This window comes from Sphingobium sp. ZW T5_29 (assembly GCF_044987515.1).
Taxonomy (GTDB): domain Bacteria; phylum Pseudomonadota; class Alphaproteobacteria; order Sphingomonadales; family Sphingomonadaceae; genus Sphingobium.
In genome coordinates this window covers 212,594-227,464 of record NZ_JBJDRM010000004.1, presented here as the reverse complement: position 1 = coordinate 227,464, position 14,871 = coordinate 212,594, and the positions used below count along the sequence as shown (strand labels likewise).

Genomic DNA, 14,871 nt, shown 5'->3' with positions numbered 1-14,871 from the left:
GCTTTCCCATCATGCAATATGTGAGCACCAGGGGAAGCGCGCCTGCGCGGGGTTTCGAAGATGTGACGCTGGCAGGGCTGGCGCCCGACGGCGGGCTGTACGTCCCTGAAAGCTGGCCGAGCTTTTCAGCGGACGATATTCGCGCGCTTGCGGGGCTGTCCTATGTCGAAACCGCTGTGCGCGTCATGGCTCCCTTTGTCGCCGGATCGCTGAGCGAAGAGGAACTGCGCGAACTGTGCACCGCCGCTTACGGACGGTTCAGCCATCAGGCGGTGACGCCTCTGGTCCAGCTCGACCACCGCAACTGGCTGCTGGAACTGTTCCACGGCCCGACCCTGGCGTTCAAGGATGTGGCCCTGCAACTGCTGGGGCAGTTGTTCGAACGATTCCTGTCCCGCCGCGACGACCATCTGACGATTGTCGGCGCGACCTCTGGCGACACGGGGTCCGCCGCGATTGACGCGGTCGCCGGTCGCGAGAAGATCGACATCTTCATGTTGCATCCTGAAGGCCGGGTATCCGACGTTCAGCGCAGGCAGATGACGACCGTGCGCGCGCCCAATGTCTATAATATCGCCATCGAAGGCAGTTTCGACGACGCGCAGGCGCTGGTGAAGGCGATGTTCAACGACGCCGCCTTTTCCAAACGGTTCAACCTGTCTGCGGTGAACAGCATCAACTGGGCGCGGTTGATGGCGCAGGTCGTCTATTATTTCTACGCCGCTGTCCGCCTGGGCGCGCCGGAGCGGCCCGTGGCCTTTTCCGTGCCGACCGGCAATTTCGGCGACGTGTTCGCTGGCTATGTCGCGGCGCGCATGGGTCTGCCGGTTGCAAAGCTGATGGTTGCGACCAACGTCAACGACATATTGCATCGCGCGCTGGCGGAGGGCGACTATAGCCAGGGGCAGGTGGTGCAGACCGCGACGCCCAGCATGGATATCCAGATCAGTTCCAATTTCGAACGCCTGCTGTTCGTAGCGGGCGGGCGCGACGGCCTGGCGCTGGCGGAACAGATGAAGGGGTTTGAAACCAGCCGCGCGATGCGCCTGACCAACGCCCAGCGCGCTGGCGCGGGCGAGCTGTTCGCATCGGCGCGTGTCGATGGCGATGGCATGAACATGGCCATACGCTGGGCATTTGACGCTGCGGGGCAGGTGATTGACCCGCATACCGCCATAGGCCTGGCCGCCGCGCGCACGATGGAGCTGGACCCAAGCATTCCCGTCGTCACGCTGGCGACGGCGCACCCCGCCAAGTTCCGCGATGCGGTCGAGCGGGCGATGGGCATCCGTCCGCCGCTACCGCCGCGCATGGGCGACCTGTTTTCGCGCGAGGAAGCCTGTGCCAAGCTGCCCGCGACCTTTGAGGCCGTGACCGCCTATGTCGCGGAGCGCGCCACGCCGCGGGCATGAATCTGCAGACACTCATTGGCGAGCCTTGGCCCGATTATGGGCTGATCGATTCGGGGCATGGCCGCAAGCTGGAGCGCTACGGCCGCTTTCGCTTCATCCGGCCTGAGCCGCAGGCGATGTGGGCTCCGGCGGAGGCGAGCTGGCGCGCCGATGGTGAGTTCGTTCCGGGATCGGACGAGGATGGCGGCGGCCGCTGGGTCCATAGTCAGCCGGTGCCACAGCATGGTTGGCCGCTCCGTTGGAATGAGGTGACTTTCCAGGCCAGTTGCACGCCCTTTCGCCATCTGGGCTTCTTTCCCGACATGGCGCCGGTGTGGAATTGGATGCGTGAACAGGTCGCGGACAAACCCGATCCGCAGGTCATGAACCTGTTTGGCTATACTGGCGTCGGTACGCTGGCGATGGCGGCGGCGGGCGCGCAGATGGTGCATGTCGATGCGTCGAAGAAATCGGTGGCGCAGGCCCGCGACAATGCGGCTGCATCCGGGCTGGATGACCGGCCCGTGCGCTGGATTATCGACGATGCGGCGAAGTTTGTTAGCCGTGAAGTGCGGCGCGGGCGGCGCTATGACGGCATTCTGCTCGACCCGCCCAAATATGGGCGTGGCCCCGATGGGGAGGTTTGGCGACTGGAAGAAGATTTGCCGGGGCTTATCGCCAATTGCCGCCAGCTTTTGGACGCCGACAGCCGCTTTCTGTTCCTGACGGTCTATGCCGTGCGCATGTCGGCGATCGCGATTGGCGAGCTGGTCAGGCAGGCCTTTGCCGATCTGCCCGGCACGGTCGAGGCGGGCGAGCTGGTCGTGCGGGAAGAAGCGCGGGGATTGTTGCTGCCCACGGCGATCTGGGCGCGCTGGGCGCGTTAGGCTTCGGTCTTTTCGTAGTCAGGCGCTTTTCGGATCGCTGCGCCGCTGCGGGCCAGTTCGCGTTTCAGCTGTTCCGGGGGCGGGGCGACGAGGAAGCCGAAGCTGACACATCCCAGCCGGGTTCCGACCGCATGATGCAGGCGATGGGCCTGCACGATCCGTTTCATATAGCTGGAACGCGGGACATAGCGGTGCGCCATCCGGCGATGGACGATGATGTCGTGGAAGCCGAGGTAGATGAGGCCATAGGCGGCGATCCCCGCGCCACAGGCCGTCGCCCAGTCCCCCCAGTCCCATTGCACTCCGCCCAGCAGCAGCAGGATGGACGGCATGGCGAAGATCACGAAATAAAGGTCGTTCGCTTCCCACATGCCGTTGCGCGGCCGATGATGGCTGGCATGCAGGAACCAGCCGGGGCCATGCATCACCCAGCGGTGCATGACATAGGCGAAGCCCTCCATCGCAGCGATGGTGGCGAGAAAGATGAGGAGCAGCACGGGCGACATGCGCTACATATAGAGCGGCAAGTCCGGCCCGGCGACCCGTAAATCACCGGAGGGGAGCAGTGCGGTTCGGTGGGCTGGTCAAGCCCGCTCACCTGGCCTTGCCGCGCCATCGGCATGGTGCAGGACGCGCTGCGGATAGGGGATGGTGATGCCATTGTCCCTGAACAGCAGCCACAGCCGGTTCAGGACGTCGGACTTGACGTTGCCGACGCCGCTTTCAGGATCGCTGATCCACACCAATATGTCATGTTCGACGCGGTTTTCGCCAAAGGCGGTCAGCCAGACATTGGGCTTGGGATTGCGCAGCACGCGCGGGCTTTCCTGCGCGGCGCGCAGCATGAGCTGCTGGGCAAGCTGAAGATCGCTGTCGTAACCGACGCCCACGGGAATCCGCACGCGGACATTGCGGTCGGAATAGGACCAGTTTTCAACCTCCTGCGTCATCAGATTTTCGTTCGGGATCAGATGTTCCTTGCCGTCGCGCGTGATCACCGACACAGCGCGCACGCCGATCTTGTTCACCCAGCCAAAGCTTTCGCCGACGACGATGATGTCCCCCGGCTTGATGGAACGGTCCATCAGCAGGATGATGCCCGCGATCAGGTTGCCGAACGTCTTTTGCAGGCCAAAGCCGACCGCAAGCCCCAGCGCACCCGAAAAGACGGTGAAGGCGGTGAGGTCGATGCCCAGAAGGTCGATGCCCACGAAAAAGGCGACGACGATCGCGCCGATCGCGCCCAGCTTTTGCGCCAGCAGCTTTTGGGTGGGGTCCAGTCCGCTGGTATGGGCGATGCTGCGCGCCACCAGCCGGTTGGTCAGGCGCACCGCCGCGAACAGGGCGACGCAGATCGCCGCCATGCTGAATATGCCGAGCAGGGTTAGGCGGCGCTTGCCAAGGTCGATGCCGATTTCGTCCAGCATGTCCGCGACCGGGGCAAAGCCGCCGCTGCTGCCCGACAGGACCATGACGAACAGCAGCAGGACCAGCGGGATGACGGCCAGTTGAGGAATGGCGAGGCTGCGCAATATGTGCCAGGCCAGCAGCGCCATGGCCAGCGCCAGCGCCGCGCCCAGAATCAGATGGGCCAGCCCGTCCGCTGGCCATAGCGCCACGCAGGTTGCCAGCAGGCCACCAGCCAGGGCATGGCGCAATATCGGGCGAAGATGCCCGTCCAGCGCTTCGCCCAGCGGCGTGACGCGGCGGCGCAGACGGGCGGCGGCGATGTGGGCCAGGCCATCGGCGGCCAGATAGACCAGCGTCGCCAGCGCCAGCGCGACCAGCGGGTTCACGATTGCCGGATCACCGGGCAGCAGCGCCAGCAGGTCGGGCAGCCCCGCCATCATCCGCGCACCGCGCGAAAGCGGGCGAGGCCCTGATCCAGGTCGGCGATGAGGTCCGCTGGATCCTCCAGCCCGATGTTGAGGCGCACGACGGGGCCTTCCGCTTGCCATCGGGTGGCCGTGCGATGGCGCGCCGGATCGACCGGGAGGGCCAGGCTTTCAAAGCCGCCCCAGCTGTAGCCGATACCGAAATGGGCGAGGCCATCGATCAGCGCGGCGCGCGCCTGTTCGTCGCCACCCTGGAGGACGAAGCTGAAAAGGCCGCTGGAGCCGGTGAAATCGCGCCGCCAGATATCATGACCGGGGCAGGACGGCAGGGCGGGGTGGAGGACGCGTGCGACGTCGGGCTGGTCCGCCAGCCAGTTGGCGACCGTCAGCGCGCTGTCCTGATGCTGGCGGAGGCGCACGCCCAAGGTCCGCAGGCCGCGCGAAGCCAGCCATGCGTCATCCGGGCTGGTCATCTGTCCGAACAGATAGGCCGACCGGCGAATGGCGGGAAACAGGGCGGGAGTTGCCGTGACGGACCCCATCATCACATCGCTGTGGCCGACAATATATTTGGTGCAGGCCAGAATGGAGATATCGACGCCATGCGAAAGCGCCGGGAAAAAGAGCGGCGTCGCCCATGTGTTGTCAAGCAGGGTGACGATGCCCCTTTCCCTGGCGATGGTCGTGATGGCGGGAATGTCCTGCACTTCGAAAGTGAGGCTGCCGGGGCTTTCCAGAAAGATGGCGCGGGTCGATCCAGTGATGCGGTCGGCGATGCGCGCGCCGATCGTCGGATCATAATAGACGGTTTCTATGCCCAGCGGGCGCAGCATCTGTTCGCAGAAATTGCGCGTGGGGTCATAGGCGCTGTCGGCCATCAACAGATGGTCGCCCGGTTTCAGTACGGCCATCAGGGCGCAAGCGATTGCCGCCACGCCGGAGGGGAAAAGCATGGTGCCTTCAGCGCCCGGCTCCATCTCTGTCAGGGCATCGGCCAGGCTCCAGGCCGTCGGCGTGCCCTTCCGCCCGTAAAATAGCCGCTCGTGCGTGCTGGCCCCCGCTGCGCTGCGCAGATGGGCGACATCGTCATAGAGGATGGTCGACGCGCGCCAGACCGGCGGATTGACGATAGCGCCAGGCTGGCCGGGCATGCCGGTCCATTCGGCCTTGCGACCGGCCTGCACCAGCTTCGTCAGCGGTCGCCGTCCATCCTTGCCGCCATCCCCGCCGCTCATGCCGGTCCCACCGCCTTGGGCATGGCGGGGTCCAGACCCCATTCGGACCAGCTGCCGTCATAAAGGGTGACGTCGGTCTTCCCCAGCATCTCCAGTCCCGCGAGCAGGATCGCAGCCGTCACACCGCTGCCGCAGCTGGTGATGAGGGGACGGTCGAAATCGACGCCCGCATCGATGAAAAGGCGGCGCAGTTCATCGCCAGTCTTCATACGGTTGTCGGATGTGAAGAGGGTGGACGAGGGGATGTTGCGCGAGCCGGGGATATGGCCAGACGCCATGCCCGGACGCGGTTCCTTGTCTTCCCCGGAAAAGCGGGCCGCGCTGCGGGCATCGACGATCTGCGCCGGTCCGCCCTGCAGGTTGGCGAGCAGGTCTTCCTTGGTCCGCACCTGCCCTTCGGCCCGGCGGGCGACGGCGTTTCCGCGTGGGACGACGGGCCAGCCGCTTTCGACCGGCCTTCCTTCGGCCAGCCATTTGGGCAGGCCGCCGTCCAGAATCGAAGCGGACGCGCCGACGCCATAAAGGCGCATCATCCACCAGCCGCGCGCAGCACTGTGTGTCGGGCTGTTGTCATAGACGACGACGCGGCTGTTGCTGTCGATGCCGAGCGCACGGCAGCGTTCGGTCATGAAATCATCGCTGGGGAGCATGCCGGGTCGGGGGTCGTCCGCATCGCTCAGGCTTGGCAGATCCAGAAAACGGGCTTCGGGAATATGGGCCGCTTCAAATTCGGCGCGCGGGTCGCGCGGATCGCCCGGCAGGAACAGGCTGGCGTCGATGATGCGCAGGTCGCTTTTGCCAAGCTCTGCCGCCAACCAGCTGGTGGAAACCAATATGTCCATGCCGCCCCTCTGTGAGTGCCGTTCTGATCTTTCTAAAGCATCGTGCGTAAAAGTGGGAACCGGTTTTGCGCTTAAAACGATGCGACAACAAAAAACTGGAGCGCGCAACCTGCGTCCGGTTAAACGCAGCGCGCTCCAAGGAGCGGGCGCGGTCGGTGGAAAGGGACTTTCCCGCCCGCCTTGTTCAGTTGGTGAGCGTGAGCGCGGTCGCCCGGCTTCCCGGCGTAGGGAATTGGCGTGGGCCAAGGTCGGCCCTGAAAGGCGCCAGCCGGTCGGCAGGCGGGGATTTTTCCTGCCCGATGATGAATGCTCGTCCCGTCCGGCCGGAACCCGGAGCGCCCTGCTCCCCGGTCCAGCGATATTGCACGTCGAACGCCGCCAGAGGGATCAGCAGGGCGCGGCCTTCCATCCGTACGGGGGATATCTGGTCCGGCAGCAGCCGCAGCTCCCCTTTCAGGCTGTGGCTTTCGCCTGCCATGACGGAAACGACGGAGTGGGTCGGCAGGCCGGTCGCGCCGGCGAAAAACTGCTGAAGCGCGGCCTGTTGTCCGCTGTCGGCATTGGCGATGAGGGTGCGGATCAGAATGTCCTCCGCCGGGCCGTCACCGCGATTGTGCAGGGTCAGCACATAATCGATGGTCGCCCCCATCAGCGAGAGGCGGGCGCTGCGCACCTCCATGGTCAGGTCGATCCACGGACGCGGACCGGTGGGCGGGGCGGGGGTTGGCCGTTGTGGTGGCGTCTTTGGGGCAGGTGCGGGCTGGGGTTTGGTTACCGCTGGCGCGATTGTCGCTTCTTCCGCTTCGGGACTCGGCGCGTCTATATCGTCGGACCCCTTCCGGCGGAGAAGACGGGCTGCGCCGATTGCCGCGATCAGCAGGGCGAGCGCTGCTGCGACCCAGGTCCATGAAAAGCTGCCGGTCGCCTGCTGGGAGGTGTCAGCCTGCGGCGGGGACGGCGCGGGTTGGGCCTCTGGTTCTGCCGGGGCAGGGGGCGGCAGAACGTTGGGCGATGGTTCGTTCGCGGTGGCGTCCTGTTGTGGCGAGGGCTGGATTGGCGCGGCCGGAGGGGGCGCGGGGCGTGCCGCCGGGCGCTGCGGTTCCGTAGCGGGTGGCGTGGCGGTCGAAGGTGCGGGCGGCTGGACCACTGGCGGTGGCGGCGTGATCGTGGGCACGGTCACGGGTGGCGGCGGAAGCTGAACCGGCCCGCCGCGATAGACGTCGAGTTCAGGTCCCTGCCGGTTGGGGTCGGCCTGCGGTTGCCCGGCGCGGGGAAGGTTGAACACCGGATCGGCGCCGTCCTGCTGCTGCGCCATCGCGGGCGTGGCCAGCAGCAGCGGCAGGATGATTATCAGGGCGGAACGCGAGATCATGGGCCGCAGCCAAGGCGATGGCCCGCTGAACGGGATGTGAACGATGCGGCCATGTGGCGAGACGATGACATTATGCGTGCAATGGCGTAGATGGCCGGACATGACCGACACGCCCAGCCTATCGAAACCAATCCATCTTGGCCAGAGCAGCGCGCTGCCCGCGCATCCGCAGGAGGCGGTGCTCGACTATGTGCCCAACCCCCGGCCCGGAAAGCCCTATCTGGTGCGTTTCACCGCGCCGGAGTTCACGTCGCTTTGCCCCGTCACCGGGCAGCCCGATTTTGCTCATCTGGTCATCGACTACGCACCGGCCCAAACGATCGTCGAATCGAAGTCGTTGAAGCTGTTCCTCGGTTCATTCCGCAACCATGCCGCCTTTCATGAAGATTGCACGGTCGGCATTGGCGAGCGGCTGTTCGACGAAATGCAGCCGATCTGGCTGCGCATCGGAGGATATTGGTATCCGCGCGGCGGCATTCCCATCGATGTATTCTGGCAATCGGGCGAGCCGCCCGCCGGGCTGTGGCTGCCTCCGCAGGATGTGCCGGGCTATCGCGGGCGCGGCTGACGCCTTCCTCCGCACTGTTTGACAAATGAATAATTGCGTTCGACCAATGACATCGCGGGCGAACGGCGGCGCTTGACCAGCGCGGTAAAAGGTTCGATCCCGCAACTATCATGGCGTGGCGCCGTATGGCTGCGCCGTTCCAACGTGTCGGAGTTGCGAACCAGATGTCCTTTGCCAAAATGCTTCCATTGATGCTGGCGGCTGCGCCAGTGGCTTTTGTCCAGCCTGTCCTTGCGCAGGCGCCCGTTGGCCCCGCGGCCAATATCACGACCCAGCTGCCGCGCGGCGCCGCGCCCAGCCATTATGCGATCACCGTCACCCCCGATGCCCCCAACCTGAAGTTCAGCGGCAAGGTGACGATTGACATCGTCCTGTCCCAGCCATTGCCCGCGCTGGTTCTGAATGCGGCAGACCTGACCATCAGCGACGTCCGGCTGACCCCGGCAAAGGGCAAGGCGGTGAAGGGCAGCGCCCGGATCGACGCAGCCGCGCAAACCGCGACCCTGGATTTCGGCAAGCCGCTCCAGCCGGGCAATTACAAGGTCGATATCGTTTATGCGGGCGTGATCAACACGCAGGCGAACGGGCTATTCGCGCTCGATTATACGGACAATGCGGGCAAGGCGAAGCGCGCGCTGTTCACCCAGTTCGAAGCGCCGGACGCTCGCCGTTTCGTCCCCAGCTTTGATGAACCGAGCTACAAGGCGACATTCGACCTGACGGCAATCGTGCCCACCGGGGAACTGGCGGTCAGCAACATGCCGGTCCGGGCGTCGAAGGATATGGGCGGCGGCAAGACGCAGGTGACATTCGGCACCAGCCCAAAAATGTCGTCCTACCTGTTGTTCTTTGGCCTGGGCGAGCTGGAACGCGCGACCAAGATGGCCGGGGCGACCGAAGTCGGCGTGATCACCGGCAAGGGCAATACGGGCAAGGCGCAACTGGCGCTCGACGCGTCGGCGGCGATCCTGCCCTGGTTCAACGACTATTTCGGCGTGCCTTTCCCGCTGCCCAAGCTGGACAATGTCGCAGGGCCGGGACAGAGCCAGTTTTTTTCCGCGATGGAAAATTGGGGCGCGATCTTTACCTTCGAACGGGCCTTGCTGGTGGACCCGCGTTTCACGTCCGAAGAAACGAAGCGGACCATCTATGAAATCGTTGCTCATGAGATGGCCCATCAATGGTTCGGCGATCTGGTCACTATGGCCTGGTGGGACGACCTTTGGCTGAATGAAGGGTTCGCCAGCTGGATGGCGACCAAGGTGACGGACAAGCTGAACCCCGACTGGGAAATGCTGTTGACCAGGGTTGAGGGGCGTGAGCGGGCGATGGGGCTGGATGCCTTGGCGACGACCCACCCCGTCGTGCAGAAAATCAATACGGTCGAAGAAGTGAACCAGGCTTTCGACGCCATCACCTACCAAAAGGGTGAGGCGGTGATCACCATGCTGGAAGGCTATGCGGGCGAAGATGTGTGGCGCAGTGGCATTCGCAGCTACATGAAGGCGCATGCCTATGGGAACACGGTGACCGATGACCTGTGGAAAGCGGTCGAGGGCGCCGGCGCGACCGGTCTGGTTGCCATCGCCCATGACTTTACGTCCAAGCCGGGCATCCCGCTGGTGAAGGTGGACAGCGCCCGGTGCAGCGGTGGCAACATGATGCTGCGGCTGAGCCAGGGCGAATTTAGCCGCGATCGCAAGGACAAGGCCCCGCTCAGCTGGAACGTGCCGGTCAAGGCGCAGGTGCTGGGCGGGCAGGCACAGCGGCTGATCCTGAACGGACAGGGGCAGATGACGCTGCCGGGATGCGGGGCTTATGTGATCAATGCCGGGCAGACGGGCTATTATCGCTCGCTCTACCCGCAGGCGAATGTGAAGGCGCTGGCAAAGGATTTCACGCGGCTTTCCAGCATCGACCAGACCGGGCTGCTTGCCGACAATTTCCAGCTGGGGCTGGGCGGCTATCAGCCCATCGGCCTGGCGCTTGACCTGATCGATGCCGTGCCCGCGGCGGCAAGTCCTGCTGTGCTGGCGGAAGTGCCGGGCTACCTTTCCAGCGCCTACACGATGCTGGAAGGCGACAAGGCGGCGCAGGCAAAGGTCGCGGCCTATGCCTCAAGGAAGCTGACGCCGATGATCGCCAACATCGGCTATGACGCCAAAGCTGGTGAAGGGCCGCAGGTGCCGGTGCTTCGGTCCGCGCTGGTGGCGGCGTTGGGCAGCATGGGTGATAATGCGGTAGTGGGCGAGGCGAACCGGCGCTTTGCCGCATTGGCCAGCGATCCCGCCGCTTTGGACGGGCCGCTGCGCAACAGCTGGCTGCGGATCATCGCGCAAAATGCCGATGCGGCGACATGGGACCGGCTGCGCGCCATGGCGAACGGCGCGAAAACGGATCTGGAGAAGAGCGCGACCTTCGCATTGCTGGGCGCTGCCAAGGACGAAGCGCTGGCGCGCAAGGCGCTCGACCTGGCGCTGACCGATGAACCGGGCAAGACGACCAGTGCGGCGATCATTTCCCAGGTGGGTGGCGAGCATCCGATGCTGGCGGTCGACTATGTGCTGGCGCATCGGCAGCAATATGAAGCGTTGATCGACGTGTCTGCCCGGTCGCAGGCGATTGCGCGGCTGGGTGGCGGATCGGCCGACCCGGCGATGGCGACGAAGCTGGACAGCTATGCCAGCCAGCACCTGACCCCGGAATCGCGCAAGGTGGTGGATCGCTCCATCTCTGCGATCAAGACCCGGATCGAAACGCGCGCGCGGTTGAAGCCTGCGCTGATCAGCTGGTTCGCCCGTAAATGAGCGTTCGCTGTCAGAAGGGCAGCGATGCCTGACGCCGGAGGCGCGTGTAGAGCGCGCCGACGGTGGTGGCAAAGATCAGCAGGGCGAGAGGGACTGCCCAGCGGTGCTCCGCGACCAGCGCCAGCGGCGCGTCGCTGTCGGTCGCGGCGACCATGCCCGCAAAGGCGATCCCGAACAGGCTTTCGCCGACGATGAAGCCGGTTGCCATCAGCACCCCCATCCGTTCGGCAAAGTCGGGGTCGGACTGACGCCGGGCCCATCGATTGTAGAGGTGGCCGATGGCCGCGCCGATCGGGATCAGCAGGGTCAGCGCCATCGGCAGATAGATGCCCATGCCCACGGCGAGCGGTGGAAGGCGCAGCTTGCCCGCGCGGCCCAACAGTTCATCGACTATGACCACGACGACGCCGATCAATGCGCCCGCGCCGATCAGATACCAGTCCAGATCGCCGCCCAGCACGCCCTTGGCCAGCGCGGAGATCAGCGCCGCCTGGGGTGCGGGCAGGGCGGTGGCCTTTGCGCCCGGAGCACCGGCAAAGCCAAAGGCGCTGTTGAGCAGGTCGAGGATAGGCGGGATCACCAGCGCCCCGAATATCACGCCCAGCACCAGCGCCACCTGCTGCTTCCACGGGGTCGCGCCCACCAACTGCCCGGTCTTCAGATCCTGCAGATTGTCGTTGGAAATCGTGGCGATGCCAAAAATGATGGCAGTGACGAACAGCGCATAGGCGATCAGCGCCTGCGTTTCAGCAGGGTCTCCGCCTGACCCGTAAATGGCGGCAAGGATCAGCGACGCGCCCAGCACCGCGAGGATGCCGACACCGGAAATCGGGCTGTTCGACGCCCCGATCAGGCCCGCCATATAGCCGCACACCGCCGCAATGACGATGCCAGCGACCATGATATAGGCGAGCGTCAGGATGATGATCGGCACGGGGTTGAGCGCGATCGGCCCCCCTTGCGCGAAATACCAGAGCAGCACCGCGATCGGTGCGAGCGATGCGATGATCGTGCCGCCGACGATGCCGATCGGCAGGTCCCGCTCCGTCAGGTCGAGCAGGCCGTTGCCGCCAGCCTTGCGCGCCTTTGCGGCGGCCATGGCGGACCGGATGCCGGTGATGATCGGCCCCAGAATCTTGAGCAAGGTCCAGATTGCCGCCACGCCGATCGTCCCCGCGCCGATGAACCGCGCCTTCGTGCGAAAGGTGGTGCCGACCACCTCGGCAAGGTCCACCCCAGCCGGCAGGGGCGCCGTCAACCAGGGCACCAGTCCCAGCCAGCTGATCAACAGGCCCACGAACATCGCAATCCCGACCGACAGGCCGACAAGATGACCGACGCCGATCAAGGCCATGGAAAAACTGGTGGAAACCGATGTCGCTCCGGCGCCCAGCTTGAAAAAGGTGGCGGCTTCCTCCGCGATCAATCGGGTTTTCGCAGCAATCGAAAAGGCCGCAGCAGCGAGCGCGCTCATGACAATGGCGGCAAGGCCGCGCCGGTTTTCCTCCAGCCCCTCACGCGACCCCGCACCGACCTTTAGCACTTCGGCGGCGGCGACGCCTTCGGGATAGGGTAGATCCGACCCGGTGACCAGCGCGCGGCGCAGCGGTACGGAATACATGACGCCCAATATACCGCCCAGCGCGATGGTGAAGGCGGACAGCCAATAGGGGAAGCCCTGCCACCAGCCGATGATGACCAGGCCCGGCAGCACGAAGATGATCGCGGACAATGTGCCTGCGGCCGACGCGATCGTTTGGACGATGTTGTTTTCCAGGATATTGCCGGTCGCGAACAGGCGCAGCACCGCCATGGATATGACGGCGGCCGGGATCGACGTGGCGAAGGTCAGGCCGATCTTGAGGCCGAGATAGACGTTCGCTGCGGTGAAGAGGACAGTGATGACAGCGCCCAGCACGACGCCGCGCAGCGTCAGTTCCGCCATCGGCGTGGTTTTGATCGGATCGGTCGTCACGGCTTTTCCCCTAATCCACGCCTGTTCTGGGGCATGGTAATAATGTTGCTTGGCCGTGGATCAATCGGAGAGTGAAGAAATCCGGTCCACCCGTTCGCGAAGGGGCCGGTTCTGGGCAGGTGGTGGGGACGAAGATGATTGCAGCCAGTCTTGCACCAGCTTGGTCCAGCGTTGATAGCCGCGCGCATTCATGTGCAGCCCGTCGCGCGTGAACAGCGACGCGTCCGGCAGGCCGTCGTTGGCCAGCAGGCTGGCGGCGACATCCAGATAGTCGAAACCGGCGGCCCGGCTGCGCGCGGCGACGGTCATGTTGACCGCGGCCATTTTGGGCCAGAGCGTCCATCTTATGGGGCTGGGTTTGAGCGAGAGAAAGGCGATCCGCGCTGCCGGGTAGCTGGCCCGCAGCCGCCTGATCAGGCTGAGGACGTCGCGTGAGACCGTGTCCGTGTTTGCGCCCCCGGCCAGGTCATTTTCACCGACATAGACCAGCACTGAACTGGGCTTCGCGCGGGGCAGGAGGCGAGGATAATGTCGCAGCACATCGTTAGTCGTGGCCCCGCCAAAGCCGCGATTGATGACGTTCCGGGCTGGAAAGCTGGCGCCCGTGTTCCACAGGCGAATGCTGGAACTGCCAAGGAACAACACGGCGTTGGAAAGAGCCGGTCCCGCCGCGTCGGCTTTGGCGAAAGCGGCGATTTCGTTGGAGAAAGGGAAAGTCGGGTCGGCGTTGACGTGGGCAGGACCGGCCGTGTCAGGCGCCTTGCCCTCCACGCCGACCGGGCAGGCCAGCGCCAGCAGCGCTGCCAGGTCGAATCTCAACTTCGGATGGGCTTTATTGGCGATGCAGTGGTCGCAGTTGATATTTGCCATTCGCGTAGGTGCCGAACATGCCGCCTATCGCCGGGTGATCGACCGGTTCGTCACTGTCATCGACCACCAGATTCTGCTGGCTGACATAGGCGACATAGCTGGCTTCACCATTTTCAGCGAGCAGGTGATAAAATGGCTGATGCTTGTCGGGCCGCGATTCTTCCGGGATCGCCTGATACCATTCCTCGCTGTTGGCGAAGACGGGGTCGATGTCGAATATGACGCCGCGAAAGCCAAAAAGCCGGTGTTTCACGATGTCGCCAATGCTGAAACGCGCATGGACCACGGGCGGCGCGGTAATGTGGGCTCCGATAATGGGGGTCAGGTCGGTCATGCCCTGCAATTTAAGACGCTCCCGCTGCGTTACAAGAAAAATACGGTCCGGGCCGCTTGGCAAGTCGGTATTCATTCGCTAATGGCCGCCGCTCGACCGGGATGGCATTCGCCAGACCTTCTGCGGAGAGGTGGCAGAGTGGTCGAATGCACCGCACTCGAAATGCGGCGTGCCGGCAACGGTACCGAGGGTTCGAATCCCTCCCTCTCCGCCACTTGATCATCCAGCCCGATCCAAGATTATCCAGACAATCCCGGTTTAACGCGGTCTAGATGATCCGCGTTTCCAATCGCATCCAGGGATATGCAGCTCAAGCCCACGGCGCATGCTGGAAAGTATTTTCAGAAGTCCAGCCGTCGGCCCGGGCTCAGACAGATTTCACGGGCGGCACATTTGCTCGGCGGTGAGGTCGCGATCGCGTGGGATGATGCCGAATGTTGAACGACGTGCGTTTCGCATAAGTGAAGCGGCGAATTCGACCGAGAATTTGGGCATGTCGGGTCAGGGAACCGGCAGCGGAAAGTGTCGTTGGCTTCACAAGCTGGAATAGCGCCTCCAACGGTCGCAAAATGCGGTTTTCCCCGCCAAGGGGAATATAACATTATTCCAGACATTTAACACTGATTGGTGCGGTCGAGAAGACTCGAACTTCCACGGCCTTTCGGCCACAACGACCTCAACGTTGCGCGTCTACCAGTTCCGCCACGACCGCACATCTAAAGGGAAACCGGCGAGGCCGGCACCTGGTAGGAGGC

The 14,871-nt window shown here is 64.3% G+C and carries 12 protein-coding genes and 2 tRNA genes; 5 read left to right on the top strand and 9 right to left on the bottom strand.

Features of this window, described 5'->3' with window-relative positions; translation table 11 throughout:
* The first annotated feature begins 11 nt into the window (after positions 1 to 11).
* On the top strand, positions 12 to 1,412 hold the full coding sequence (gene thrC / locus ACI3KQ_RS05015) for a threonine synthase (RefSeq protein ID WP_404955481.1): 1,401 nt from the start codon (positions 12 to 14) through the stop codon (positions 1,410 to 1,412).
* A complete protein-coding gene (locus ACI3KQ_RS05010; protein ID WP_404955368.1) occupies positions 1,409 to 2,278 on the top strand; it encodes a class I SAM-dependent methyltransferase in 870 nt (289 codons plus the stop codon). Before thrC ends, ACI3KQ_RS05010 begins: the two co-directional genes overlap by 4 nt.
* Here the strand turns inward: ACI3KQ_RS05010 and ACI3KQ_RS05005 are convergent.
* From ACI3KQ_RS05005 to ACI3KQ_RS04985, 5 genes are all read right to left on the bottom strand, one after another.
* Positions 2,275 to 2,784, bottom strand: coding sequence for a beta-carotene hydroxylase (locus tag ACI3KQ_RS05005; RefSeq protein WP_404955366.1), 510 nt, complete (start codon positions 2,782 to 2,784; stop codon positions 2,275 to 2,277). The two genes, ACI3KQ_RS05010 and ACI3KQ_RS05005, sit on opposite strands and share 4 nt — an antisense overlap.
* A 78-nt stretch (positions 2,785 to 2,862) precedes the next feature.
* Positions 2,863 to 4,128, bottom strand: a complete 1,266-nt coding sequence (locus tag ACI3KQ_RS05000; protein ID WP_404955364.1) for a mechanosensitive ion channel family protein — start codon at positions 4,126 to 4,128, stop codon at positions 2,863 to 2,865.
* On the bottom strand, positions 4,125 to 5,348 hold the full coding sequence (gene metC / locus ACI3KQ_RS04995; protein ID WP_404955362.1) for a cystathionine beta-lyase: 1,224 nt from the start codon (positions 5,346 to 5,348) through the stop codon (positions 4,125 to 4,127). The genes ACI3KQ_RS05000 and metC overlap by 4 nt, the downstream gene beginning before the upstream one ends.
* Positions 5,345 to 6,190 (bottom strand): 3-mercaptopyruvate sulfurtransferase, encoded by an 846-nt coding sequence (gene sseA, locus ACI3KQ_RS04990; RefSeq protein WP_404955360.1) that lies wholly within the window; start codon positions 6,188 to 6,190, stop codon positions 5,345 to 5,347. Before sseA ends, metC begins: the two co-directional genes overlap by 4 nt.
* A gap of 184 nt (positions 6,191 to 6,374) precedes the next feature.
* Positions 6,375 to 7,664, bottom strand: coding sequence for a hypothetical protein (locus ACI3KQ_RS04985; protein WP_404955358.1), 1,290 nt, complete (start codon positions 7,662 to 7,664; stop codon positions 6,375 to 6,377).
* On the opposite strand from ACI3KQ_RS04985, the gene queF reads away from it, so the two are divergent.
* Both queF and ACI3KQ_RS04975 read left to right on the top strand, forming a co-directional pair.
* Complete coding sequence (queF, locus tag ACI3KQ_RS04980; RefSeq protein WP_404955356.1) at positions 7,663 to 8,130, top strand: preQ(1) synthase; 468 nt, start codon at positions 7,663 to 7,665, stop codon at positions 8,128 to 8,130. The genes ACI3KQ_RS04985 and queF overlap by 2 nt on opposite strands.
* 164 nt (positions 8,131 to 8,294) lie before the next feature.
* Positions 8,295 to 10,937: a M1 family metallopeptidase gene (locus tag ACI3KQ_RS04975; RefSeq protein ID WP_404955354.1), complete on the top strand. Its 2,643-nt coding sequence runs from the start codon at positions 8,295 to 8,297 to the stop codon at positions 10,935 to 10,937.
* A 10-nt stretch (positions 10,938 to 10,947) separates the two neighbouring features.
* On the opposite strand, the gene ACI3KQ_RS04970 is transcribed toward ACI3KQ_RS04975, so the two are convergent.
* The 3 genes from ACI3KQ_RS04970 to hspQ form a co-directional block, all read right to left on the bottom strand.
* Complete coding sequence (locus ACI3KQ_RS04970; protein ID WP_404955479.1) at positions 10,948 to 12,882, bottom strand: OPT family oligopeptide transporter; 1,935 nt, start codon at positions 12,880 to 12,882, stop codon at positions 10,948 to 10,950.
* A gap of 90 nt (positions 12,883 to 12,972) precedes the next feature.
* Positions 12,973 to 13,782, bottom strand: a complete 810-nt coding sequence (locus tag ACI3KQ_RS04965) for a GDSL-type esterase/lipase family protein (protein WP_404955352.1) — start codon at positions 13,780 to 13,782, stop codon at positions 12,973 to 12,975.
* Positions 13,745 to 14,116 (bottom strand): heat shock protein HspQ, encoded by a 372-nt coding sequence (gene hspQ / locus ACI3KQ_RS04960; RefSeq protein ID WP_404955350.1) that lies wholly within the window; start codon positions 14,114 to 14,116, stop codon positions 13,745 to 13,747. Before hspQ ends, ACI3KQ_RS04965 begins: the two co-directional genes overlap by 38 nt.
* A gap of 124 nt (positions 14,117 to 14,240) precedes the next feature.
* Between hspQ and ACI3KQ_RS04955 the strand changes: the two genes are divergently transcribed.
* Positions 14,241 to 14,330, top strand: a tRNA-Ser gene (locus ACI3KQ_RS04955).
* Between the two features lie 411 nt (positions 14,331 to 14,741).
* Here ACI3KQ_RS04955 and ACI3KQ_RS04950 read toward each other — a convergent pair.
* A tRNA-Leu gene (locus tag ACI3KQ_RS04950) sits at positions 14,742 to 14,828 on the bottom strand.
* Between the last annotated feature and the right edge of the window lie 43 nt (positions 14,829 to 14,871).

Excerpts from the sequence above, each read along its gene's own strand:
- thrC (WP_404955481.1), top strand. The coding sequence starts at position 12 with ATGCAATATGTGAGCACCAGGGGAAGCGCGCCTGCGCGGGGTTTCGAA.
- ACI3KQ_RS05010 (WP_404955368.1), top strand. The coding sequence starts at position 1,409 with ATGAATCTGCAGACACTCATTGGCGAGCCTTGGCCCGATTATGGGCTG.
- ACI3KQ_RS05005 (WP_404955366.1), bottom strand. The coding sequence starts at position 2,784 with ATGTCGCCCGTGCTGCTCCTCATCTTTCTCGCCACCATCGCTGCGATG.
- ACI3KQ_RS05000 (WP_404955364.1), bottom strand. The coding sequence starts at position 4,128 with ATGATGGCGGGGCTGCCCGACCTGCTGGCGCTGCTGCCCGGTGATCCG.
- metC (WP_404955362.1), bottom strand. The coding sequence starts at position 5,348 with ATGAGCGGCGGGGATGGCGGCAAGGATGGACGGCGACCGCTGACGAAG.
- sseA (WP_404955360.1), bottom strand. The coding sequence starts at position 6,190 with ATGGACATATTGGTTTCCACCAGCTGGTTGGCGGCAGAGCTTGGCAAA.
- queF (WP_404955356.1), top strand. The coding sequence starts at position 7,663 with ATGACCGACACGCCCAGCCTATCGAAACCAATCCATCTTGGCCAGAGC.
- ACI3KQ_RS04985 (WP_404955358.1), bottom strand. The coding sequence starts at position 7,664 with ATGTCCGGCCATCTACGCCATTGCACGCATAATGTCATCGTCTCGCCA.
- ACI3KQ_RS04975 (WP_404955354.1), top strand. The coding sequence starts at position 8,295 with ATGTCCTTTGCCAAAATGCTTCCATTGATGCTGGCGGCTGCGCCAGTG.
- ACI3KQ_RS04970 (WP_404955479.1), bottom strand. The coding sequence starts at position 12,882 with ATGGCGGAACTGACGCTGCGCGGCGTCGTGCTGGGCGCTGTCATCACT.
- ACI3KQ_RS04965 (WP_404955352.1), bottom strand. The coding sequence starts at position 13,782 with ATGGCAAATATCAACTGCGACCACTGCATCGCCAATAAAGCCCATCCG.
- hspQ (WP_404955350.1), bottom strand. The coding sequence starts at position 14,116 with ATGACCGACCTGACCCCCATTATCGGAGCCCACATTACCGCGCCGCCC.